The following is a 21,809-nucleotide window of genomic DNA, read 5'->3' as shown; positions in this document are numbered from 1 at the left end:
GTGTCCCCCTTCTTTGGTACCGGAAGAGCCGTCGACGGACCACGATCGCGGTACCGTGCGCCGCCGACGATCAGCCCGACCCCGGAGGACGACCCAGATGTTCCGCAAGGTTCTCGTGGCCAACCGGGGCGAGATCGCCATCCGGGGGTTCCGCGCCGCCTACGAGCTCGGGGCGGCGACCGTCGCCGTCTTCCCGGTCGAGGACCGCCAGTCGGAGCACCGGCTCAAGGCCGACGAGGCGTACCAGATCGGCGAGGAGGGCCACCCGGTCCGGGCGTACCTCTCGATCAAGGAGATGATCCGCGCGGCGCAGAAGGCCGGCGCCGACGCGATCTACCCCGGCTACGGCTTCCTCTCCGAGAACCCGAAGCTCGCGACGGCGTGCGCCGAGGCCGGCATCACCTTCATCGGCCCGCCCGCGCGGGTGCTCGCGATGGCGGGCAACAAGCACCGGGCGGTCGCGGCGGCGCGGGAGGCGGGGGTGCCGGTCCTCGACTCCTCCGACCCCTCCGACGACATCGACGTCCTGCTCGCGGCGGCCGCGGAGATGACGTTCCCGCTGTTCGTGAAGGCGGTCGCGGGCGGCGGCGGCCGCGGCATGCGGCTCGTCAAGGAGGAGCGGGCGCTCCGCGACGCGCTCCAGGCTGCGATGAACGAGGCGTCCTCGGCGTTCGGCGACGCGACGGTGATCCTCGAGCAGGCGGTGATCGACCCGCGGCACATCGAGGTGCAGATCCTCGCCGACGCCGAGGGCCACGTGATGCACCTGTTCGAGCGCGACTGCTCGGTGCAGCGGCGCCACCAGAAGGTCGTCGAGATCGCGCCCGCGCCGCACCTGTCGCCCGAGCTGCGCGAGCGGATCTGCGCCGACGCCGTGAAGTTCGCGACGGCGATCGGCTACGTCAACGCGGGCACCGTCGAGTTCCTGCTCGACCGCGACGGCCGGCACCACTTCATCGAGATGAACCCGCGCATCCAGGTGGAGCACACGGTCACCGAGGAGGTCGCTGACGTCGACCTCGTCGGCGCCCAGATGCGCATCGCCTCCGGGGAGACGCTCGCCGACCTGGGCCTGTCGCAGGACACGGTGGCGCTGCACGGGTTCGCGCTGCAGTGCCGCATCACCACCGAGGACCCGGCCAACGAGTTCCGGCCCGACGTCGGGATGATCTCGGCGTACCGCTCGGCCTCGGGCTCGGGCGTCCGGCTCGACGGCGGGACCGCCTTCGCCGGCGCGCGGATCAGCCCGCACTTCGACTCGCTGCTGGTCAAGGTCACCTGTCGCGGCCGGGACTTCACGACGGCGGTCCGGCGGGCGCGCCGCGCGCTCGCCGAGTTCCGGGTCCGCGGGGTCTCGACGAACATCCCGTTCCTCATGGCCCTGCTCGACGAGCCGGACTTCCGCGAGGGCCGGGTGACGACGAGCTTCATCGCCGAGCACCCGGAACTGCTCGCCGCACGGGCGCCCGCCGACCGCGGCACCCGGCTGATGACCTACCTCGCCGACGTCACGGTCAACAAGCCGCACGGCCCGGCGCCCGACCTCGTCGACCCGCGGGACAAGCTGCCGGCGGTCGACCTGGCGCAGGAGCCGCCCGCCGGGTCCCGCCAGCGCCTCGGCGAGCTCGGGCCCGAGGGGTTCGCGGCGTGGCTGCGGGCGCAGACGGGCGTGCCGGTCACCGACACCACGTTCCGCGACGCCCACCAGTCGCTGCTGGCCACCCGGGTCCGCACGCGGGACCTGCTGGAGATCGCGCCGCACGTCGCCCGGACCGCGCCGGAACTGCTGTCGCTGGAGTGCTGGGGCGGCGCCACCTACGACGTGGCCCTGCGCTTCCTCGCCGAGGACCCGTGGGAGCGGCTCGCGCGGTTGCGCGAGGCGGTGCCCAACCTGTGCCTCCAGATGCTGCTGCGCGGGCGGAACACCGTCGGCTACACGCCCTACCCGACCGAGGTGACCGACGCCTTCGTCGCCGAGGCGGCCCGCGTCGGGATCGACGTCTTCCGCATCTTCGACGCGCTCAACGACGTGTCCCAGATGCGACCCGCGATCGACGCGGTGCGGGCCTCCGGCGGGGCGCTCGCCGAGGTCGCGCTCTGCTACACGAGCGACCTCATGAACCCGGCCGAGGAGCTCTACACCCTCGACTACTACCTGCGTCTCGCCGAGCAGATCGTCGACGCGGGCGCCCACGTCCTGGCGATCAAGGACATGGCCGGGCTGCTGCGCCCGCCCGCGGCGCGGAAGCTCGTCACCGCGCTCCGCGACCGCTTCGACCTCCCGGTCCACCTCCACACCCACGACACCGCGGGCGGCCAGCTCGCGACCCTCCTCGCCGCGATCGACGCGGGCGTGGACGCCGTGGACGCCGCCGTCGCCTCGATGGCCGGCACCACCTCGCAGCCCTCGCTCTCCGCGCTCGTCGCGGCGACCGACCACAGCGAGCGGGAGACCGGGCTCTCGCTGGACGCGGTCAACGCGCTCGAGCCGTACTGGGAGCTGGTCCGCAAGGTCTACGCGCCGTTCGAGTCCGGCCTCGCGTCGCCGACGGGCCGCGTCTACACCCACGAGATCCCCGGCGGGCAGCTGTCGAACCTGCGCACCCAGGCGGTCGCGCTCGGTCTGGGCGACCGGTTCGAGCAGGTCGAGGACGCCTACGCGGCCGCCGACCGGATGCTCGGGCACCTGGTGAAGGTCACGCCGTCGTCGAAGGTGGTCGGCGACCTCGCGCTGCACTTCGTCGGCGCGGGCGTGGACCCGAAGGACTTCGAGGCCGACCCGTCGCGCTTCGACATCCCCGACTCGGTGATCGGCTTCCTGCGCGGCGAGCTCGGCGACCCGCCCGGTGGCTGGCCCGAGCCGCTGCGCACCCGCGCGCTGGAGGGTCGCACCGAGCGTCCCGGTGTGGCCGAGCTGACCGACGACCAGCGCAAGGGCCTCGAGGCCGACCGCGCCGGCACGCTCAACGAGCTGCTCTTCCCCGGCCCGACGAAGGAGTTCCGCGACCACCGGACCTCCTACGGCGACACCTCGGTGCTGCGCAGCCAGGAGTTCTTCTACGGCCTGCGCAGCGAGCGCGAGTACGCCGTCGACCTCGAGCCGGGCGTGCAGCTGCTCATCGAGCTCGAGGCGATCTCCGAGCCCGACGAGCGCGCCATGCGGACCGTGCTGATGTCGCTCAACGGGCAGCTGCGGCCGCTGCAGGTCCGCGACCGGTCGGTCGACACCGACGTCAAGGTCGCCGAGAAGGCCGACCGCTCCGATCCCTCGCACGTCGCGGCGCCGTTCGCGGGGGTCGTGACGCTGCAGGTCGCCGAGGGCGACACGGTGTCCGCCGGCGACACCGTGGCCACCATCGAGGCGATGAAGATGGAGGCGGCGATCACCGCCCCGTCGTCGGGCACGGTGACGCGCCTCGCGCTCGGGCGGGTGCAGCAGGTGGAGGGCGGCGACCTGGTCGTGGTGCTTGGCTAGACGGGTCCTCGTCCTGACGGCGGGTGTGGTCGCCCTGGTGCTCGTCGGCGCGGCCGCCGTCGCCGTCGGGCTGGGCGTCGCCCCGTGGGTGGCGCGGGACGGGGAGCTCGACCGCGGGATGACGGCGACGCCCACGCCCGCCGAGGTCGCGTCGGCGGCCGCGTTCTGCGCGCTGCCCGCACCGTCGGCGGCCGCGGGGCCGCTGCGCCGCGAGCAGGGCATCGACGGGCTGGTGGTGTTCCGGGTCGCGCTCGACGACGCCGCGGCGCGCGCCTGGCTCGCGGCCGGCGGCATGCCCGGGCCGACCCCCTCGCCGACCGCCGCGGAGGTCGAGTTCGGCCCCGACCTGCCGTCGGGAACGCCGGTCGTGGCGCAGCACCGCGCGGGGCGACCCGGGGGCGGGATCGTGTACCGCTCCGCGGTGCTCGCGCCGGGGGCGGTGGAGGTGCGGTGCTTCGAGACGTGAGGGTGGTGCAGCGGTGAGTCGCATCGTGGCGGGCACGGCGGGCGGGCAGCGCATCCAGGTGCCGCCGACCGGGGTGCGCCCGACGTCGGACCGGGTGCGGGAGGCGTTGTTCTCGCTGCTCGCGGCGCGGGGGGTGCTGGAGGACGCGGTGGTGCTCGACCTGTACGCCGGGTCGGGCGCGCTGGGTCTGGAGGCGCTGTCGCGGGGCGCGCTGGGCGCGACGCTGGTGGAGCGTGACCCGCGGGCCTGCGGCTTCATCCAGACCAACGTGCGGACGACCGGGCTCACGGGGGCGCTCGTGCGGCGGGCGTCGGTGCCGACGTTCCTGAAGCGGCCCACCGACACCGTCGACCTCGTGTTCGTCGACCCGCCCTACGCCGGGACCGAGGACGAGGTCGACACGGTGCTGGGGCTGCTCGTGCCGTGGCTGTCGGCCGACGCGCTGGTGGTGCTGGAGCGGGACTCGCGGACCCGGACGCCGGTGTGGCCGGAGGGGCTCGAGGCCGAGGCGCCGCGGGTGTACGGGGAGACGACGCTGCACCTGGGCGGGCCGGCCCCCGCCTGACGTCAGCGGTGGCACACGGCTGACGTCCAGCGGCAGCAGCGGGACACGCTCGACGGGTACCCGGCGCCCGTGAGCGACCTCGAGGACCGCTACCTGGAGCTGGTGCGCGACGAGCTGCCGGCGGCGGCCCGTCGTGAGGGCTGGGTAATCCGGAACGACCACTGCTTCGGGCGCGTGCTGCTCGACGACGCGGTGGGCGGGTGCTGGTACGACGTGCTGGGCCGGGGTCGTGGGGCGGCGTTCCGGCGGCTGGACGCCGACCAGCTCGCGCACGCCGTCGAGCAGGGGGAGCGCATGCTGCGCGAGGGGGCGGAGACGGTGCGGGCGCTGGACGCGCAGTCGTTGGCCTGGCGCGGGAAGGCACCGAAGCGCTGACGCCGACCAGGGACGTCGACGACGTGGCTTCTCTGCCACTGGACGACAGCAACGACGCTTTCCTGCCACGAGGGGCCGGCGGGCACGGCATGATCGGCTCCGTGGACCTCGCGGACGCGACGCAGGGCTGGGCCCCGGAGCCGGTCACGACGACGGGCGGCACCTCCGCCTGGACGGTCGGGGCGGTCAGCGGCCTGTTCGACCTCGACCCGGTGGCGGGCGCGGGCGACCCGCTCCCGCCGATGTGGCACTGGTTCGGGTTCCTGGAGCACCCGCGCACCGACGAGCTCGGCGACGACGGCCACCCCCTGCACGGCCACTTCCTCCCGCCGATCCCGGACCGGCGCCGGATGATCGCGGGCGGCCGACTGCGGATCGGGGCGCCGATGCGGGTGGGGGAGACCTACACGCGGCGCTCGTCGCTGGTGAGCTCGCAGGTCAAGCACGGGCGCTCCGGGGACATGCTGCTGGTGACGGTGCGCTCCGAGTTCCTCGACGGGGACGACGTCCTGGTCACCGAGGAGTCCGACGTCGTCTACCGGTCCCAGCCGCCGGGGCAGGCGCGCGGGATCGCCCTCGACGAACCCGGCCCCGCACCGGAGCCGTCCGCCGACGCGGTGGCGCTGACCCCCGACGAGCGGCTGCTGTTCCGGTTCTCCGCGCTGACCTACAACACGCACCGCATCCACTACGACCAGCCGTACGTCACCGGTGTCGAGGGCTACCCGGGGCTCGTCGTGCACGGGCCGCTGCTCGCCCTCCTGTGCCTCGAGATACCGCGGCGGCGGGGGCAGGAGGTCCGGGCCTTCGACTACCGCCTCTCCCGGCCCGCCTTCGCCGGCACGCGGATCGTCGCCGACCGCACCGACGACGGGGGCGTCGCCGCCGGCGTGTCCGGAGCGCCGCCGTCGATCAGCGGGACCGTCACGGCCTGATCGCCGCGAGGAACGGCTCCGCGCCCTCGACGACCACGCCGTCGAGCCGCTTCCGGCGCCACGCGCCCGGCGTGACGGCCAGGTGGACCTCGGGCGTGCCGTCGGTGTGGCGGCGCCGGTCGGTCTCGCGGTAGCCGCAACGCTGCGACACCCGCAGCGAGGCGCGGTTGTCGTCGGCCGCGGAGGTCACGGCGCGGGTCATGCCCAGCGAGCCGAACGCCAGGTCCAGGAGCATCAGCCGGACCCGCCGGCCGAGGCCGCGGCCGTGCTCGGCGCGCGCGAGGAAGGACGTCGTCTCCACCTCGTCCGGTCGCTCGCCCGCGTCGAGCGTCGCGTGCCCGACGACCCGCCCGCCGTCGAGGACGGCGAAGGGCACCCGCCACGCCCCGCCCGCCGTCGGGAAGCGCCGCAGGGACCAGGAGTGCTCGAGGAAGACGCGGGCCGCGGCGTCGTCGCCCATCGGGCGCGTGAGGAAGTGCTCCTCGCCGGGGGCGAGGACGCCCGCCGGTTCGGCGACGAACGCGGCGATCTCCAGCAGCTCGACGTCCGTCGGCGGGGCGAGGACGAGCCCCGCGTGCGCGACCCGGAGGCCGAACCAGGGGTAGAGCGCGGCCAGGTCGTCCCGGACGTAGTCCACGCCCGGATCCTGCTATAACGGCCGATCATGAGGCGGGAGACGAAGCCGAGCGGAGCTCGACCATGAAAGCCGTGTGCCCCGGTTCGTTCGACCCCGTGACCCTCGGGCACGTCGACGTGGTGCGCCGCGCGGCGGCGATGTTCGACGAGGTGGTGGTCGCGGTGGCGATCAACCCGAACAAGCAGGGCCTGTTCTCCGTCGACGAGCGGCGGGACCTGCTGGGGGAGACGTTCGCCGACCTGCCGAACGTCTCGACGGCGGCGTTCTCCGGCCTGCTCGTCGACTGGTGCCGCGAGCAGGGCGTCGGCGTCATCGCCAAGGGCCTGCGCTCGGACACCGACTACGCCTACGAGCTGCCGATGGCGCACATGAACCGGCACCTGACCGGGGTCGACACGGTCTTCCTGTCCGCCTCCCCGGAGCACACGTTCGTCTCCAGCTCGCTGGTCAAGGAGGTCGCCCGCGGCGGCGGGGACGTCTCGGCCTTCCTGACGGCGGGTGTGCACGCGGCGCTGACCGAGCGCCTCGGCTCCCGCTGAGACCGACACGCCCGACACGCGGCAATGCGCCGGGCGGGCGAGTGCGCGCCGCACACTGGCGGTCGGTCTTCGACGCGGGAGGTGGCCGACGTGTACCGGGTGTTCGAGGCGCTCGACGAGCTGGTGACCATCTGCGAGGAGGCGCGCGGCGTCCCGATGACGACGAGCTGCGTCGTCCCGCGCGGGGACGTCCTGGAGCTGCTCGACGACATCCGTGAGGCCATCCCGGGCGAGCTCGACGACGCCCAGGACGTGCTCGACCACCGCGACAAGCTCGTGGACGACGCGACCGAGGAGGCCGCGCGCACCACCGAGGAGGCGCGCACCGAGGCCGACCGGCTGCTCGCCGAGGCCCGCGAGCAGGCCCAGCAGATGATCGCCGAGGCCGAGCACGAGGCGGAGCGGGTCGTGGCCCGCGGTCGTCGGGAGTACGCCGACCTCACCGACCGGGCCGCCGCCGAGGCCGACCGGATGACCGAGGCGGGGCGGCAGAGCTACGAGCGCGCGGTCGCCGACGGGCGCGCCGAGCAGCAGCGCCTGGTCTCCGAGCACGAGGTCACGCTCGCCGCCCGCGACGAGGCCGGCCGCATCCTCGACCGCGCCGCCGACGACGCCCACCAGGCGCGCACCGACTGCGACCACTACGTCGAGACCTCGCTCGCCGAGTTCACCGACACGCTCGAGTCGGTGCTCGACACCGTCGGGCGCCACCGCCACCAGCTGCGCACCGGTCAGGTCGGTGCCGCCGCGCAGGAGCACGCGCCGGAGCGGGCGAGCGCGTAGGGCTCCTCCGGCGCCGCGGGGGCCCGCGTACCCTGGGGAGCCGGGCCAGACCCGTCGTCGGGAACAGGTTCCGACGCGCTGTGCGTTGGCCCCCATCGAGATGACTGAGAAGCACACCTCCAGCCCCGACGCGACCAGCCCGTGGGTCGTCGACGTCCTGCGCGAGCTCTCGCGCCGTCCCGGCACCATGAAGCCCTGGGTGCGCGACGTGCCCGCCCCGGCCGACTTCGGCCTGGAGGTGATCGGTGTGCCCGCGGGCGACCCGATCCACCTCGACCTCCGCCTCGAGTCGGTGATGGAGGGCGTCCTCGCCAGCGGCACGGTCAGCGCCGACGTCGTCGGCGAGTGCTCGCGGTGCCTCGGCGAGGTCACCGACCACGTCGAGGTCGACCTCACCGAGCTCTACGCCTACCCGCACTCGGTCACCGAGGAGACGACCGAGGAGGAGGACGTGGCGCGGATCGTGGACGAGAAGATCGACCTCGAGCCCGCCGTGCGTGACGCCGTCCTCCTCGAGCTCCCGAACGCCCCGCTGTGCAGCGACGACTGCCCCGGCGTGGCCTCGCCGGACGACGAGGCATGGGCCTTCGTACCCGCGGGGACCACTCGTGAGAGGATTGACCCTCGCTGGGCCGCCCTGCAGGAGCGTTTCGCCGGCGGCAGCACAGAGAACTGAGGAGATCGAAGCACCGTGGCCGTCCCCAAGCGCCGGATGTCGCGCGCCAACACCCACGCCCGCCGCTCGCAGTGGAAGGCGTCCGTGCCGACCCTCGTGGCGTGCCAGAACAAGGCCTGCGGCCAGCCCAAGCCGCCGCACGTCGCCTGCCCCACCTGCGGCCAGTACGCCGGCCGCCGGGCCGTCACCCCGGCCTGATCGCCGTGGCCGCCACGGCGGCCGGCGCCACTGACCAGGACGGGTCGCCGGCCGAGCGGCTCAGCCGGGTGCTCGGGATCGAGGTCGATCCCGAGCTGCTCCGGCTCGCCCTGACGCACCGGTCGTACGCCTACGAGAAGGGCGGCCTGCCGACCAACGAGCGGCTGGAGTTCCTCGGGGACTCCGTGCTCGGCATCGCGGTCACCGAGCGGCTCTACCGGGAGCACCCGGAACTGCCCGAGGGCCAGCTCGCGAAGCTGCGGGCGAGCGTGGTGAACATGCACGCCCTCGCGAGCGTCGCGCGCACCCTCGGGCTGGGCGAGCTGATGTACCTCGGTCGCGGCGAGGAGATGACCGGCGGCCGCGACAAGGACTCGATCCTCGGCGACGCCGTCGAGGCCGTCCTCGGCGCGGTCCACCTCGAGCACGGCATCGACGTGGCCCGCGAGCTCGTCGGACGGCTCTTCGGCGACCTGCTGCACCAGGCGCCGCGCCTCGGCGCCGGGCTCGACTGGAAGACCAGCCTGCAGGAGCTGACGGCCGCCTCCGGCCGCGGTGTGCCGGAGTACCGGATCACCGAGGAGGGCCCCGACCACGCCAAGGAGTTCACCGCGACGGCCGTGGTGGCCGGCGAGGGCCTCGGCACCGGGATCGGGCGCACGAAGAAGGACGCCGAGCAGAAGGCCGCCCAGGCCGCCTACGAGGCGCTGAACGGGCCCGTCACGTAGTGGTCCGCTAGGTGCCGGAGCTGCCCGAGGTCGAGGTCGTCCGGCGCGGGGTCGCCGACCACGCGGTCGGCCGGACCGTCGCGTCGGTCGAGGTGCTGCACCCGCGCGCCGTGCGCCGTCAGGCGGGCGGGGCGATGGAGCTCGCCGACCGGCTGGAGGGGCGCACGCTCGTCGCCGCACGGCGGCGGGGCAAGTTCCTGTGGGTCGACCTCGACGACGACACCGCGCTGCTCGCCCACCTCGGCATGAGCGGCCAGCTGCTGGTCCAGCCCGCCGACCGGCCCGACGAGAAGCACCTGCGGGTCCGCCTGCGCTTCGCCGACGGCGGGGCCGAGCTGCGGTTCGTCGACCAGCGCACGTTCGGGGGCCTCACGGCCGTCGACACGGTGTCCTCGGACGGCGAGCGGGTGCCGCTGCCCGTCGGGCACATCGGCCGCGACCCCCTCGACCCGCACTTCGACCTCGAGGCCGCCGTCGGCGCCTACCGGCGGCGGCGCACCGAGCTCAAGCGGGCGCTGCTCGACCAGACGCTCGTCTCGGGGATCGGCAACATCTACGCCGACGAGGCCCTGTGGCGGGCCCGCCTGCACTCGCTGCGCCCGACCGCCCGGCTCAACCGACCCGACGTCCGGACGGTGCTGACCGCGGCGCACGAGGTGATGTCCGAGTCGCTCGAGCAGGGCGGCACGTCGTTCGACGCGCTCTACGTCGACGTGCACGGCGACTCGGGGTACTTCGCCCGTGCCCTGGCCGTCTACGGCCGCGAGGGCCGGCCGTGCCCCCGGTGCGGGACGGCGATCCGCCGGTCGGCGTTCATGAACCGGTCCTCGTTCTGGTGCCCGACCTGCCAGAAGGTGCCCCGACGCACGTAGGCCCGCCGGGGACCGTGTGGTCCCCGGCGGGCCCGGGTCGTGCGGGACGGCTCAGGAGCGGCCGTTCTGCGGCGTGATGGCCACGGTGGGGGCGGCCGGGTCGTCCGCGCGCACCGCGCCGGACTCGCCGGTGTCGGCCCGGTCCGCCACGCGGGCGGCGTCGGCCTGGCCGCGCTGGTAGCCGGTCTGCAGGTCCGCACGGACCTGCTCACGGTTCTCCTGGGCCTTGCGGTAGCCCGAGTTGATCAGGTCGGCGGCGGCGTCGCGGCCGCCGAGCCCGAACGCCAGGGCGGCACCGAGCGCGACGGCGCCGATCAGGGCGATGAACGTCGCGTTCACGATCACCTCGGCGATGCCGAGCTGGTTGAGGATCATGAACACGGCGATGATCATGACCAGCGTCGGCGCGGCGGAGCGCGCGACGCGACCGGTCGGGGTGTCGCCCATCGTGCGGTGCACGAGCCCGCCGACGGCGGCGGCGATCGCGGCGGCGACCAGGAAGATCAGCAGCGCGGCGAGCACGTTGGGCAGGTAGGACAGCACCAGGTTCACGAACCCGGTGACCGCGGGGATGTTCAGCGTCCCGACCGCGGAGACGATGACGAAGACGAGCAGGACCCACTGCACGACGAGGCCGACCAGCTTGGCCGGGCTGCCGTCGGGGCTGAACCGGGCGACGTACTCGCCGCCGGAGCCGTGGGTCAGGCGCTGGTCGAGGCGCACCCGCTGCAGGAGCTTGGTGATCCCGGCGCGCAGCAGCCGGGCGATGATGTAGCCGATCAGCAGGACCAGCAGGGCCCCGATGACGTTCGGCACGTAGTTGAGCAGCGTGGTGAACGCGTTCTGCAGGGACTGCAGAGCGTTGAAGCCGCCACCGCCGCCGGACGGTTCGGCCTGGGAGGGAAGAGCGATCATGGCGATCTCCGGTGGTGAGTGGAGAGGGCCCGTCGACACGGGTTCTCGATCGAGGGGGCCGTGAACTGCCGCGACGCCGGCCCGCGCGGGGCGCGGGCCGGCGTCGGGTGGGATCAGCGGGCGGGGCCGGACTCCATGAGCTGCTTGAACTCCTGGAGGGCCTTCTCGACCTTCTTCTGCGGGTCGGCGAAGAGCTTCGCACCGAGGTCGCCCAGGGCGCCGGCGGGCGTCTCCACGTGGAGGCTGACCTCGACGCCGGTCTTGCCGCCGTGGTCGTCGAAGCGCACGGCGCCACCGGTCTCGACGTGGTTGTTGCTCTCCTCGAGCGACTTCCACGCGATCTTGCGGTCCTGCTCCTCGTCGATGATCTTCGCGTCCCACTCGATCTTCTTGCCGAGCGGGCCGTCGACGACCCAGTGCGTCACGTCGGCGCTGCCGCCCTTCGGCTCCACCGACTCGACGTCGTCCATGATCTGGGGCAGGTGGGTGAGCGGCCGCCACCAGCGGTAGCACTCGGCGGCCGGCGCGTTGACCTCGAGGTAGTGCGTTGCGGTTGCCATACGGGGTGATGGCCGCTCGCCCGGGCGGCGCAAACGGCCCATTCAGCGCCGGGGGGCGTGGCCCACGAACGCGCCGATGCCGGTGATCGACCGGCCGACGACGAGGGTGTTGATCTCCTTCGTGCCCTCGTAGGAGTAGAGCGCCTCGGCGTCGTTGAAGAACCGCGTGACCTTGTTCTCCAGCAGCACGCCGTTGCCGCCGAGGACCTCGCGGGCGCGCGCCACCGCCTCCCGCAGCGCGACGGTGCACTCGCGCTTCGCCAGCGCCGCCTGGTCGTCGCGGAAGTGGTCGGCGTCCTGGAGCTGCGCCACGCGCACCGCGAGGGCCAGCGAGGTCGACAGGCGCCCGAGGATCGTCACGAGGTGGTCCTGGATCAGCTGGAAGCCCGCGATGGGCTGCCCGAACTGGACCCGCTCGAGGGCGTAGGCCCGGGCGAGCTCGTAGACGCCCATCATCACGCCGACCGCGTTCCAGGCGACGCCGCCGCGGGTCACGCGCAGGACCCGGTTCGTGTCCTTGAACGAGTTCGCGTGCTGCAGCCGGTTCGCCTCGGGGACGCGCGCGCCCTCGAAGGTGAGGTCGGCGTTCTGCACCGTGCGCAGCGCGAGCTTGCCCTCCATCTTGGTCGCGGTGAAGCCGGGCGTGCCCTTCTCGACGACGAAGCCCTTCACCTCGCCGTCGTCGGTGTCCCGGGCCCAGACGATCACCAGGTCGGCGAAGGTGCCGTTGCCGATCCAGCGCTTGGCGCCGTCGAGGACCCACTCGTCGCCCTCGCGCCGCGCGGTCGTCTCGAGCCCGCCCGCGACGTCCGACCCGCCGTGCGGCTCGGACAGGGCGAAGGCGCCGATCTTCTCCATCCGGCGCAGGGCGGGCAGCCAGCGCTCCTTCTGCTCCTCGGATCCGCACAGGTCGATCGAGGAGAGCGCGAGCCCGCCGTGCACGCCGAAGAAGGTGGCCATCGACGGGTCGACGCGCGAGAGCTCCATGCTGACCATCGAGGTCAGGAGCTTGGAGTGCGCGGGGCGGTCCGGCCACGCCCGGCCCAGCCCGACGACGTCGAGCTCGGCGAAGGCGGGCAGGAGGTCGAACGGGAACTCCGTGGTGGCCCACTGCCGGTCGGCGATCGGCGCGATGCGCTCCTCGGCGAAGCGTCGGACCCGCGCCAGGATCGCCCGGTCCTCGTCGCCCAGGAGGTCGGCGTAGCCGTAGAAGTCCCCGGGCAGGGGCGGCAGGACGGCCTCGTCGGTCGACGGGGTCGGGGCGCCGGTGGTGATGTCGGTGGTGGTGCTCATCGGGACTCCTCCGTGCTCTCGGTGGTCTCACGGGTCCGCAGGACGGCGACCTGCGCGCGGTCGCGCGCGTCGGTCAGGGCCCGGTAGTCGTCGCCGTAGGCGGCCTCGGTGCCCGTCACCAGGGCCTCGACCGTCTCGTCGTCGAGGGTGGGGTTCCCCAGGTCGGCCCAGCGCCGACTCATACCGGGCCCGAGGTGGGTCAGCATGTGGCGCAGTCCGCCCGCCCCGCCGCCGAGGTGGAAGGACAGGAACGGGCCGCCGGTGGCCCAGCGCGGGCCGAGGGACCCGGTGACCACGCGATCGAGCTCCGCCGGCGACACGACGCCGCCGCGCACGAGGCTCACCGCCTCGCGGAAGAGGGCCGACTGCAGGCGGTTCGCGACGAAGCCGGACACCTCCCGGTGCTCCACCACCGGGTCGCGGCCGACCGAGCGCAGGAACGCCGCGGCCCGCTCGACGGTCTCCGGCGCGGTCCTCGCCCCGGCGACCACCTCGACGAGCGGCAGCAGGTGCGGCGGGTTGAACGGGTGCGCGACGACGAGGCGCGCGGCGACGCCGGCGTCGAGGTCCGCCGCGATGTCGCTCGCGACGATGCCCGAGGTCGACGTGAGCAGGAGCGCGTCGACGGGAGCCGCCGCACCCGCCGTCGTGAAGATCTCCTGCTTGACGCCGAGCCGCTCCGGTCCCTGCTCCTGGACCACCTCCGCGTTCCCGACGGCGGGTGCGAGCCCGGGCTCGGTGCGGATGCGGCCGAGCAGCTCGTCGGCGTCCGCGCCGAGCGCGGGGGCGAACTGCCGCACGCCGTCGCGGACGACCTCGTCGAGGTCGGGGCGCGGGTCGGTGACCGTGACCTCGTGCCCGTGCGCGGCGTGCAGCACGGTCCAGCTGACGCCGATCGTGCCGGCGCCGATCTCGGTGATCCTCATCGTGCCTCCAGGTAGTCGTGCACGGTGGTGAAGGGCGCGAGCGTGAGGTCGGTGAGCACGTGCGAGGCCCCGAGGACCTCGAGCACGGGCAGGTCGGCCAGCGGGGCCATGACGTGGGCGTGCAGCTCGAGGCGGGCCGGGCCGCGCCACGCCTCCTTCACCGTCAGGTCGGTGATGCGGGTGCGCTGCAGGACGGCGGAGGTCGGGCCGCCGCGGCCGGGGGCGAGCTTCACGGCGAAGGTCGGGACGCCGACCTGCGCGCGGGCCTCGTCGGGGTCCAGGGGCGCGTGCTCGTAGGCCGTCGTCGCGGTGGCGACCGGCAGGGAGCCGACGTGCAGCTGCCCGACCAGCGTGCCCTGCTCGACCCACAGCCGCGGCGAGCCGAACGCCTTGGGGTAGGCGCTCTGCTCGCGGCCGGCGAAGGTCGCGGGCGCGTTGTCGAGGTACATCGCGTGCAGGTACTCGCCCTGCTCGCCGTCGAACGCGCAGGTCAGGGCCTGGCCGCACTCGGTGTAGGGGCCGAAGCCGTCGACGTCGCCCTGCGCATCACCTCGAAGCGCACCAGCGGCTCGACGACCTCGAGCGGTTCGGGGAGCGCGGCACGGAACGCGTCGGGGTCGGTCCGGTAGACGACGTTGAGGTACTCGCGGTCGGTGAAGCGGTGCGACCCGGGCGGGAAGGCGGGCGCGGTCAGCGGCGTCGTGCCGGCGCGGAGGATCTGCTCGGTGTTCACCGCGCACCTCCGGTCGAGCTCCGCTGCGCTGCGTCTCCCGCCGTCATCTCCGCGATCTGCTCCTCGGTACGGCCCAGCTCACGCAGGACGTCGGCGGTGTCGGCGCCCTGTGGCGGGGTCGGGGTGCGCATGCCTGCGGGGGTCTGCGAGAACCGGACCGGGAAGCCGATCGACCGGTACGGGCCCTCGGTGGGGTGCTCCTGCTCGGTGAGCAGGCCGCCGTCGACGACGTAGGGGTCCTCGTGGGCGGTCTCCAGGTCGAGCACCGGGGCGAACGGGATCGAGTGCTCCGCGCAGAGCGCCGCCCAGTCGTCGGTGGTGCGGGTCGGGGCGATCGCGGCGATCTCGCCGTAGAGCTCCTCCTGGTGACGGGAGAGCTGCGTGCGGTCGACGAAGCGCTCGTCGGTCGCGAGGTCGTCGCGGCCCGCGGCGGCGAAGAAGTCGGCGATGTTGCGCGGGCTGTAGGGCAGGATGCACGCCCACCCGTCCTTCGTCGCGACCGCCGCGTGCCCGGCCGCGAGGGACCGGTTGAAGCCGGTCGACCCGGCGTCGGGAAGGAAGGTGTGGCCCGAGAGGTGCTCGACGAGGGTGAAGGCGAGCATCGTGTCCGCCATCGGCACCTCGACCTCCTGGCCCTGCCCGGTGGCGCGCTGGTGGACCAGCGCGGCGAGCACCGAGTAGGCGATGGTGAGCGCGCAGACCTTGTCGGCCAGCACCGTCGGCACGTAGCTGGGGGTGCCCGTGGCGCGGCGGACGATGTCGGTCATGCCCGACGCGGCCTGGACGATCTCGTCGTAGGCGGCGCGGTCGGCGAGCTCGGAGTCGGCGCGGAAGCCCTGGGCGCGGCAGGTGATGAGCCGCGGGTTGATCTCCGCGAGCTCAGCGTGCGAGATGCCGAGGCGGTCGAGCGCGCCGGGCCGCATGTTGGTGATGAGGATGTCGGCGCTCGCGACGAGGTCGCGGAAGGCCGCCTTCCCGTCCGCGGACTTGAGGTCGAGCGTGACCGAGCGCTTGTTCCGGTTGACGTTGAGGGCGAGGTGGCCCATCCCGGGGTGCCGGGCGGGCGGGGCGAGGCGGGCGCTGTCGCCGCCCGGCGCCTCGACCTTGATGACGTCGGCCCCGAGGTCACCGAGGATCTGGGCCGCGTAGGGACCCATCACCACGGTCGCGAGGTCGATGACCCGGACTCCGTCGAGCGCTGTGGTCGTCATGGCCTCGACGTTAGGCGTGCTAAGTAATTCTCCGCAATGTGAGATACGGTTACGCATATGGGTAACAGGCACCACCGGACCGTCGACCGGGTGGCCGAGCTGCTCGAGGCGGCCGTCGCCCGGCCCGGGGCGTCGCTGACCGAGCTCGCGCGGGCGGTCGACGCGCCGGTGTCGTCGGTGCAGAAGCTCGTCGACGGGCTCGTCGCCGTGGGCTACCTCGACGAGGACCGGCGGCGCTACACGCTCGGTCCGGCGCCCTCGGTGCTCTCGGTGCGCGCCGGGCGGCCGGCGGTGCCGGTGCGGCACGCGACGCTGGCCGGGGTGTCCGGGCGGCTCGGCCTGCCCGTGCAGCTCGCGGTGCGGGTGGGAGACGACGCGGTGTGGGTCGACTGGGCGGGCGCCGACGAGGCCTTCGACTACGCGCTGTCCTCGCAGATCCGCCGCCCGCTCGTCGACACGGCGGCGGGCCGCGTGCTCGGGGCGCACCTGTCGGCGGCGGCCCGGCAGGCGGTGGTGCGGGCGGCCCGGCCGGACGATCTGGCGGCGGCGCTCGCGCTCCTGGCCGACTTCGAGCGGATCCGGGAGACGGGCTGCGAGACCGGGAGCAGCGGTCGGCTCGTGCCGGGCGCCGTCGCGGTGGCGGTGCCGGTGTGGTCGGAGGGGCGGGTGGTGGCGGCGGTGTCGGCGATCGACCGCTCGGGGGCGCTCGGGGACGGCGCCGACGGGGCGGCGGCGGTGCTGCGGGAGGCTGTCGGACCGGTCGCGTAGCTTGCCCGTGAGGTCGGGAACGGGGGTCGGCGGTGCATCTGAAGAGCCTGACGCTCAAGGGCTTCAAGTCCTTCGCGTCCTCGACCACCCTGCGCTTCGAGCCCGGCATCACCTGTGTGGTGGGCCCGAACGGCTCCGGCAAGTCCAACGTCGTCGACGCCATCAGCTGGGTGCTCGGCGAGCAGGGCGCGAAGGCGCTGCGCGGCGGGAAGATGGAGGACGTCATCTTCGCCGGCACGTCCGGGCGCGCCCCGCTGGGCCGGGCCGAGGTGACGCTGACGATCGACAACAGCGACGGCGCGCTGCCCATCGAGTACAGCGAGGTGTCGATCACCCGGCGCGTGTTCCGCTCGGGCGCCGGCGAGTACGAGATCAACGGGAGCTCCTGCCGCCTGCTCGACGTGCAGGAGCTGCTGAGCGACTCCGGCATCGGGCGCGAGCTGCACGTGCTCGTCGGCCAGGGCCAGCTCGACGCGATCCTGCAGTCGCGGCCGGAGGAGCGCCGGGCCTTCATCGAGGAGGCGGCGGGCGTCCTCAAGCACCGCAAGCGCAAGGAGAAGGCGCTCCGCAAGCTCGAGGCGATGGAGTCCAACCTCGCCCGCCTCGGCGACCTCACCACCGAGCTGCGCCGCCAGCTCAAGCCCCTGGGGCGGCAGGCCGAGATCGCGCGGCGGGCGCAGACCATCCAGGCCGACCTGCGCGACGCGCGGCTGCGCCTCGCCGCCGACGACCTCGTGACGCTGCGGGGCACGATCGCCCGCGACGCGGCGGACGAGGACGAGGCCCGGCGGCGCCGCGACGAGACCGAGCGGGCGCTCGCGGTCGAGTCGGCGGCGATGGAGGAGCTGGAGGCCGCCCTCGAGGTCGACGCCCCGGCCTACGAGCGGGCGCGGGAGGCGCACCACCGGCTCTCCTCGCTCGCCGAGCGCCTGCGCGGCACGGTCGCGCTCGCGGCCGAACGGCACCGGCACCTGACCGGGGCGGAGGAGCCCGCCTCGGGACCCGACCCGGACGAGCTCGAGCGGCAGGCGGCGTCGGCCGCCGAGAACGAGGCCACGCTCGCCGAGGAGGTCGCCCTCGCCCGGGAGTCCCTCGAGGACGCCGCCGCCCGCCGGGAGGACGCGGAGGAGACGCTGGAGGCGGCCGACCGCCGCGTCGCGGCCGCCACCCGGGCGGCGGCCGACCGCCGGGAGGGCCTCGCCCGGCTCGCGGGGCAGGTGGAGACGCAGCGCGGCCGGGTCGCGGCGGCCGTCGAGGAGCTCGAGACGCTGGCCGCGTCGATCGGCGAGACCACGGCCCGCGCCGCGACCGCCCGGGCGGAGCTCGCCGAGGCGGAGGCCGCGTCGGACGAGGCCGACGGCGGCGGGCCGGGGGAGCCCGAGGCGGCGTCCGCGGTGGCCGAGGACGCGCCCGATCCCGAGGCGGCCTTCGACGCCGCCACCGAGCGGCACGAACAGGGGCGGGCGGAGGTCGACCGGGCGGGCGCGGCGCACCGCGACGCCGAGCGGGACCGGGCGCACTGGAAGGCGCGGGTCGAGGCCCTCGAGCTGACCCTCACCCGGCGCGACGGCGCGGGGGAGCTGCTCGCCGGCGGCCGGGACGGGGTGCTCGGGTCCGTCGCGGCCCTGCTGCGGGTCGGGCCGGGTGACGAGACGGCGGTGACGGCGGCGCTGGGCCCGGTGGCCGACGCGGTGGTGGTCACGGGCGTCGACGCCGCCGCCGACGCGCTCGCCCACCTGCACGCCAGCGACGCGGGACGTGCGGGCCTGCTGGTGGCCGGTCCGGAGGCCGGCGCGCTGCCGGGTGTGGCGCCGGCCGGGGCCGTCTGGGCGGCCGACCTGGTCCGCGCGCCCGACGCCGTCGCCGGCGCGGTGGCCCGGCTGCTGGCCGGCGTGGTCGTGGTGGACGACCTCGCCGCGGCGCGCACCCTCGTGGCCGCGCACCCGGAGCTGACCGCGGCCACCCGGTCCGGCGACGTGCTCGGCGGGGCGTGGGCGGTCGGCGGCCCGTCGGGCAACCGGTCGATCCTGGAGATGCAGTCGGCCGCCGACGAGGCGGGGGACCGGCTCGCCGACGCGGAGCGCGCCGAGAGGACGGCGGCGGCCGCGCTGGAGGCGGCGCGGCAGGCGGAGGCGGCGGCGCGGGCGGAGGTCGGGGTCGCCCGGCAGGTCCGGGACGACGCCCGGCGCGCCGACACCGAGCGGCGGCGCGCGGCCGACGCCCGGCGCGCGCAGGACGAGGCCCGGCGCGCCGAGCGGGCCCGCCGGCTGGGCGGGCTGGCCGAGACCGTGCGCGGCGCCGAGGCCGAGCTCACCCGCCTCACGGAGCGCCGCGCCACGGTGGAGGCCGCCCGCGAGGATCGGCGCGCCGAGCTCGACGACCTCACCGAGCGGCTGGAGATGGCCACCGACCAGGCCGACACCGACGCCTCGGACGACGCGGACGGCACCGACGTGAGTGCCCGCGACGCCGCGGCCGCGGCCCTGAACGCCGCGCGCGCCGCCGAGGTCGAGGGGCGGCTCGCGCTGCGCACCGCCGAGGAGCGGGCGCGCGCGGTGACCGGGCGGGCCGAGGCGTTGCGCCACCGGGCCCGCGCCGAGCGCGAGCAGCGGGAACGCGCCGCGACCCGTCGTCGGGAACGGGAGCGGCAGGCCGCCCTGCTCGACGAGATCCTCGAGCACGGGCGGGCCGGGGTCGACCGGATCGCGGGTTCGCTCGCGGCGGCGGCCGAGGCGCGCGACCGGCTGGCCGCGGCGCGGCAGGCGCGGACGGCCGAGCTCGACGGGGTCCGGGAGCGGACCCGGGGCCTGCAGCAGACGCTCGAGCGGCTCACCGACGCGGTGCACCGTGACGAGGTCCTGCGCGCCGAGCAGCGGACCCGCCTCGCGCAGCTCGAGGAGTCGATCGTCGAGCGGTTCGGGATCGGCCTCGAGGACCTCGTGCGGGAGTACGGGCCGGAGGCGGGCATCCCGCCGAGCGAGGCCGAGGTCGCCGAGGTCACGGCGGCCCGCGAGCGGGGCGAACAGGTCTCGATGCCGCCGCCCATGCCCTACGACCGGGCGGAGCAGCAGCGGCGTGCCGCCCGGGCGGAGAAGGAGCTGGGCACGCTCGGCAAGGTCAACCCGCTGGCGCTCGAGGAGTACGCGGCGCTGGAGGAGCGCTACCGCTTCCTGTCGACCCAGCTCGAGGACGTCAAGGCCTCGAAGCGCGACCTCCTCTCGGTGGTGGCCGACGTCGACCAGCGCATCCTCGACGTGTTCGCCGAGGCCTTCGCCGACGTGGCGCGGGAGTTCGAGGTCGTGTTCCCCGTGCTGTTCCCGGGCGGGGACGGCCGGCTGGTGCTCACCGACCCCGACGACCTGCTGACCACCGGCGTCGAGGTGGAGGCCCGGCCACCCGGCAAGAAGGTCAAGCGGCTCTCGCTGCTCTCGGGCGGCGAGAAGTCGCTGACGGCCGTGGCGATGCTCGTCGCGATCTTCCGGGCCCGCCCGTCGCCGTTCTACGTGATGGACGAGGTCGAGGCGGCGCTCGACGACGCGAACCTGCGCCGGCTGATCTCGCTGCTCGACGACCTGCGGCGCACCTCCCAGCTGGTGATCATCACCCACCAGAAGCCGACGATGGAGATCGCCGACGCGCTCTACGGCGTGAGCATGCGCGGCGACGGCATCACCGCGGTGGTCTCGCAGCGGCTGCGCGGCGCCGACGCGCCGGGACCACTCGCCCGAGCGGACCCCTCGCCCGTGCCGTGACGCTGTGTCGCGCTATGATAGCGCTGCGTGATCATCACGTCACGCATCCGTGACCGACGAACGACGCGCACGGGGAATGCCGCACGGCGTTGACCAGGCTTACCGTCGACCTCGTCGGGCAGGGGAGCGGGGGCTCCCCCGGGGGAGGGTGGGTCGGGATGACGGTGCTCCAGCCCAGACGCGACGCGCAGGCCGAGCGTGCCCCGGCCGCCCGCCGGTCCTGGCGGATGTCCTCCGCCCCGCAGCCCGCCGTCGGGCACCTCGTCGTCGACGCCTCCCACAGCTCGCTCGCCCCGTTCCTCGCGACCCACACCGTGACCGTCCTGGTCGACGACCTGCCGCTCAGCATCCCGTGGGGGCGCACCGACATCGCCCTGCCGCCGGGACGGCACCGCGTGGAGATCGCGGTCGACCGGGGCGACGGCTGGGGCCGCGTCGTCGAGGCGGTGCCCGTGGCGGCCGGCCACACCGTGGACGTGTTCTACCGCGCGCCGGTGCTGCCCGGCGCCGGGACCCTCGGTCCGGTGCCGCAGCCGACGCGGGGGGTGGCCGTGCTGCTCGCCGGTCTCCTGCTGGCGCTCGCGCTCCTCGGCGTCGGGGTGACGACGCTGCTGTCGCTGCTCGGCTGAGGCGCCCCGAAGTCGGGGTTCCGGCCCGTGCGGCCGTCGGCGGTGCCGCACGGCTGACAGGATGGGGGTCGTGAGTTCGCCGCTGACCACCCTCGACTCCTCGACCCGGGACCTGCTCGCGCAGGCCCCCGCCGCCGGGCTCTCGCCGGGCGTGCTGACCGGGATCATCGTCGCGGTCGTCGTGGTGGTGCTCCTCCTGGTGCTGATCGTCGGGCTGGTGCTCGCCCGCCGCCGCCGCATCTCCCTGCGCGACGAGGCCGAGGAGCAGGCCGAGCCGCCGAAGCCCACGAAGGGCAGCTACTCGGCCGGGGGCGGGTTCTCGTTCTCGGCCGGTGGCGGGGCCGCTGGTGGGGCGGCTGGTGGCGCGGCGACGAAGGACCGGCCCGCGGTCGGCCCGACCCCGCCCACCATCGAGACGCCCTCGGCCGAGCCGGCCCCGGCCGAGCCGTCGAGCACGCAGGCGCCGCCCTCGTCCTCGCGGGTCACCGAGGCGCCCCCGGCCGCACCGGAGGGCACGACCGACGTCGCGCCCGCCGTCCCGGACCGGACCACCGAGGTCACGCCGGCCGCGCCGGAGCGGACGACGGAGGTCGCGCCGCCGGCCGACCGGACGACCGAGATCACCCCGGACCGGACGACCGAGATCCCGCCGCAGACGGGGTCGGCGCCCGCGCCGGACCGGACGACCGAGATTCCGCCGCAGACGGGGTCGGCGCCCGCGCCGGACCGGACGACCGAGATTCCGCCGCAGACGGGGTCGGCCCCCGCGCCGG

20 protein-coding genes and 2 pseudogenes are annotated in these 21,809 nt (G+C 74.8%); 15 read left to right on the top strand and 7 right to left on the bottom strand.

The genetic code is table 11. From position 1 onward, the window contains the following. The first annotated feature begins 97 nt into the window (after nucleotides 1-97). The 5 genes from LN037_RS24325 (at nucleotide 98) to LN037_RS24305 (ending at nucleotide 5,816) form a co-directional block, all read left to right on the top strand. Nucleotides 98-3,475, top strand: coding sequence for a pyruvate carboxylase (locus LN037_RS24325; RefSeq protein ID WP_230758277.1), 3,378 nt, complete (start codon nucleotides 98-100; stop codon nucleotides 3,473-3,475). After that, nucleotides 3,468-3,941, top strand: coding sequence for a hypothetical protein (locus LN037_RS24320; RefSeq protein WP_230758276.1), 474 nt, complete (start codon nucleotides 3,468-3,470; stop codon nucleotides 3,939-3,941). Before LN037_RS24325 ends, LN037_RS24320 begins: the two co-directional genes overlap by 8 nt. A gap of 13 nt (nucleotides 3,942-3,954) precedes the next feature. After that, nucleotides 3,955-4,506, top strand: a complete 552-nt coding sequence (rsmD, locus tag LN037_RS24315; protein ID WP_230758274.1) for a 16S rRNA (guanine(966)-N(2))-methyltransferase RsmD — start codon at nucleotides 3,955-3,957, stop codon at nucleotides 4,504-4,506. Nucleotides 4,507-4,575: 69 nt separating this feature from the next. After that, on the top strand, nucleotides 4,576-4,881 hold the full coding sequence (locus LN037_RS24310; RefSeq protein ID WP_230758272.1) for a hypothetical protein: 306 nt from the start codon (nucleotides 4,576-4,578) through the stop codon (nucleotides 4,879-4,881). A 23-nt stretch (nucleotides 4,882-4,904) separates the two neighbouring features. Next, nucleotides 4,905-5,816 carry an HTD2 family dehydratase gene (locus tag LN037_RS24305; protein WP_230758269.1) on the top strand — a complete coding sequence of 304 codons (912 nt, stop codon included), beginning with the start codon at nucleotides 4,905-4,907 and terminating at the stop codon, nucleotides 5,814-5,816. Here LN037_RS24305 and LN037_RS24300 read toward each other — a convergent pair. Continuing rightward, on the bottom strand, nucleotides 5,806-6,453 hold the full coding sequence (locus LN037_RS24300) for a GNAT family N-acetyltransferase (protein WP_230758265.1): 648 nt from the start codon (nucleotides 6,451-6,453) through the stop codon (nucleotides 5,806-5,808). The two genes, LN037_RS24305 and LN037_RS24300, sit on opposite strands and share 11 nt — an antisense overlap. 62 nt (nucleotides 6,454-6,515) lie before the next feature. Here LN037_RS24300 and coaD point away from each other — a divergent pair, with 62 nt between their 5' ends. The 6 genes from coaD (at nucleotide 6,516) to mutM (ending at nucleotide 10,249) form a co-directional block, all read left to right on the top strand. Beyond that, entirely contained in the window at nucleotides 6,516-6,992 is a 477-nt protein-coding gene (coaD, locus tag LN037_RS24295; protein WP_230758263.1) for a pantetheine-phosphate adenylyltransferase, read from the top strand. A 90-nt stretch (nucleotides 6,993-7,082) separates the two neighbouring features. After that, nucleotides 7,083-7,775 carry a F0F1 ATP synthase subunit B gene (locus tag LN037_RS24290; RefSeq protein ID WP_230758261.1) on the top strand — a complete coding sequence of 231 codons (693 nt, stop codon included), beginning with the start codon at nucleotides 7,083-7,085 and terminating at the stop codon, nucleotides 7,773-7,775. Nucleotides 7,776-7,875: 100 nt separating this feature from the next. Beyond that, on the top strand, nucleotides 7,876-8,451 hold the full coding sequence (locus LN037_RS24285) for a YceD family protein (RefSeq protein WP_230758259.1): 576 nt from the start codon (nucleotides 7,876-7,878) through the stop codon (nucleotides 8,449-8,451). Between the two features lie 15 nt (nucleotides 8,452-8,466). After that, nucleotides 8,467-8,649, top strand: a complete 183-nt coding sequence (rpmF, locus tag LN037_RS24280; protein ID WP_179794247.1) for a 50S ribosomal protein L32 — start codon at nucleotides 8,467-8,469, stop codon at nucleotides 8,647-8,649. Nucleotides 8,650-8,654: 5 nt separating this feature from the next. Further along, nucleotides 8,655-9,377, top strand: coding sequence for a ribonuclease III (gene rnc / locus LN037_RS24275; protein ID WP_372460521.1), 723 nt, complete (start codon nucleotides 8,655-8,657; stop codon nucleotides 9,375-9,377). Between the two features lie 11 nt (nucleotides 9,378-9,388). After that, nucleotides 9,389-10,249 (top strand): bifunctional DNA-formamidopyrimidine glycosylase/DNA-(apurinic or apyrimidinic site) lyase, encoded by an 861-nt coding sequence (mutM, locus tag LN037_RS24270; protein WP_230758257.1) that lies wholly within the window; start codon nucleotides 9,389-9,391, stop codon nucleotides 10,247-10,249. A gap of 51 nt (nucleotides 10,250-10,300) precedes the next feature. Here the strand turns inward: mutM and LN037_RS24265 are convergent, their stop codons facing one another. The 6 genes and pseudogenes from LN037_RS24265 to LN037_RS24240 form a co-directional block, all read right to left on the bottom strand. Continuing rightward, the gene (locus tag LN037_RS24265) at nucleotides 10,301-11,164 is read right to left on the bottom strand and encodes a mechanosensitive ion channel family protein (RefSeq protein WP_230758254.1); all 864 of its coding nucleotides are present in this window, start codon (nucleotides 11,162-11,164) and stop codon (nucleotides 10,301-10,303) included. Nucleotides 11,165-11,277: 113 nt separating this feature from the next. Beyond that, a complete protein-coding gene (locus LN037_RS24260; RefSeq protein ID WP_230758252.1) occupies nucleotides 11,278-11,724 on the bottom strand; it encodes an SRPBCC family protein in 447 nt (148 codons plus the stop codon). A gap of 42 nt (nucleotides 11,725-11,766) precedes the next feature. Beyond that, a complete protein-coding gene (locus LN037_RS24255) occupies nucleotides 11,767-12,948 on the bottom strand; it encodes an acyl-CoA dehydrogenase family protein (protein ID WP_443611901.1) in 1,182 nt (393 codons plus the stop codon). A gap of 65 nt (nucleotides 12,949-13,013) precedes the next feature. Further along, nucleotides 13,014-13,943: a 3-hydroxyacyl-CoA dehydrogenase NAD-binding domain-containing protein gene (locus tag LN037_RS24250; protein WP_230758248.1), complete on the bottom strand. Its 930-nt coding sequence runs from the start codon at nucleotides 13,941-13,943 to the stop codon at nucleotides 13,014-13,016. Continuing rightward, a pseudogene (locus LN037_RS24245) lies at nucleotides 13,940-14,676 on the bottom strand (acetoacetate decarboxylase). The gene LN037_RS24250 and the pseudogene LN037_RS24245 overlap by 4 nt, the downstream one beginning before the upstream one ends. Further along, nucleotides 14,673-15,887 (bottom strand): CaiB/BaiF CoA transferase family protein, encoded by a 1,215-nt coding sequence (locus LN037_RS24240; protein ID WP_230758245.1) that lies wholly within the window; start codon nucleotides 15,885-15,887, stop codon nucleotides 14,673-14,675. Before LN037_RS24240 ends, LN037_RS24245 begins: the two are co-directional and overlap by 4 nt. Nucleotides 15,888-15,944: 57 nt before the next feature. Here LN037_RS24240 and LN037_RS24235 point away from each other — a divergent pair, with 57 nt between their 5' ends. The 4 genes and pseudogenes from LN037_RS24235 to LN037_RS24220 all read left to right on the top strand — a co-directional run. After that, nucleotides 15,945-16,655 (top strand): IclR family transcriptional regulator domain-containing protein, encoded by a 711-nt coding sequence (locus LN037_RS24235; protein WP_230758243.1) that lies wholly within the window; start codon nucleotides 15,945-15,947, stop codon nucleotides 16,653-16,655. Between the two features lie 32 nt (nucleotides 16,656-16,687). Further along, nucleotides 16,688-20,407: a chromosome segregation protein SMC gene (gene smc, locus LN037_RS24230; RefSeq protein WP_230758241.1), complete on the top strand. Its 3,720-nt coding sequence runs from the start codon at nucleotides 16,688-16,690 to the stop codon at nucleotides 20,405-20,407. A 158-nt stretch (nucleotides 20,408-20,565) separates the two neighbouring features. Next, nucleotides 20,566-21,036 carry a hypothetical protein gene (locus LN037_RS24225; protein ID WP_230758239.1) on the top strand — a complete coding sequence of 157 codons (471 nt, stop codon included), beginning with the start codon at nucleotides 20,566-20,568 and terminating at the stop codon, nucleotides 21,034-21,036. Nucleotides 21,037-21,106: 70 nt separating this feature from the next. Then, nucleotides 21,107-21,809: pseudogene (locus tag LN037_RS24220) on the top strand (signal recognition particle-docking protein FtsY); the annotation flags it as partial.

The organism is Actinomycetospora soli (assembly GCF_021026295.1).
Taxonomy (GTDB): Bacteria; Actinomycetota; Actinomycetes; order Mycobacteriales; family Pseudonocardiaceae; genus Actinomycetospora; species Actinomycetospora soli.
The sequence above is the reverse complement of the archived record's forward strand: the minus strand, read 5'-3'. Positions and strand labels throughout refer to the sequence as shown.

What these genes read in the sequence shown, in the direction of transcription:
- LN037_RS24240 (WP_230758245.1), bottom strand. Translation starts at nt 15,887, where the DNA reads ATGACGACCACAGCGCTCGACGGAGTCCGGGTCATCGACCTCGCGACC.
- LN037_RS24325 (WP_230758277.1), top strand. Translation starts at nt 98, where the DNA reads ATGTTCCGCAAGGTTCTCGTGGCCAACCGGGGCGAGATCGCCATCCGG.
- LN037_RS24225 (WP_230758239.1), top strand. Translation starts at nt 20,566, where the DNA reads ATGACGGTGCTCCAGCCCAGACGCGACGCGCAGGCCGAGCGTGCCCCG.
- LN037_RS24235 (WP_230758243.1), top strand. Translation starts at nt 15,945, where the DNA reads ATGGGTAACAGGCACCACCGGACCGTCGACCGGGTGGCCGAGCTGCTC.
- LN037_RS24265 (WP_230758254.1), bottom strand. Translation starts at nt 11,164, where the DNA reads ATGATCGCTCTTCCCTCCCAGGCCGAACCGTCCGGCGGCGGTGGCGGC.
- LN037_RS24250 (WP_230758248.1), bottom strand. Translation starts at nt 13,943, where the DNA reads ATGAGGATCACCGAGATCGGCGCCGGCACGATCGGCGTCAGCTGGACC.
- LN037_RS24260 (WP_230758252.1), bottom strand. Translation starts at nt 11,724, where the DNA reads ATGGCAACCGCAACGCACTACCTCGAGGTCAACGCGCCGGCCGCCGAG.
- coaD (WP_230758263.1), top strand. Translation starts at nt 6,516, where the DNA reads ATGAAAGCCGTGTGCCCCGGTTCGTTCGACCCCGTGACCCTCGGGCAC.
- LN037_RS24285 (WP_230758259.1), top strand. Translation starts at nt 7,876, where the DNA reads ATGACTGAGAAGCACACCTCCAGCCCCGACGCGACCAGCCCGTGGGTC.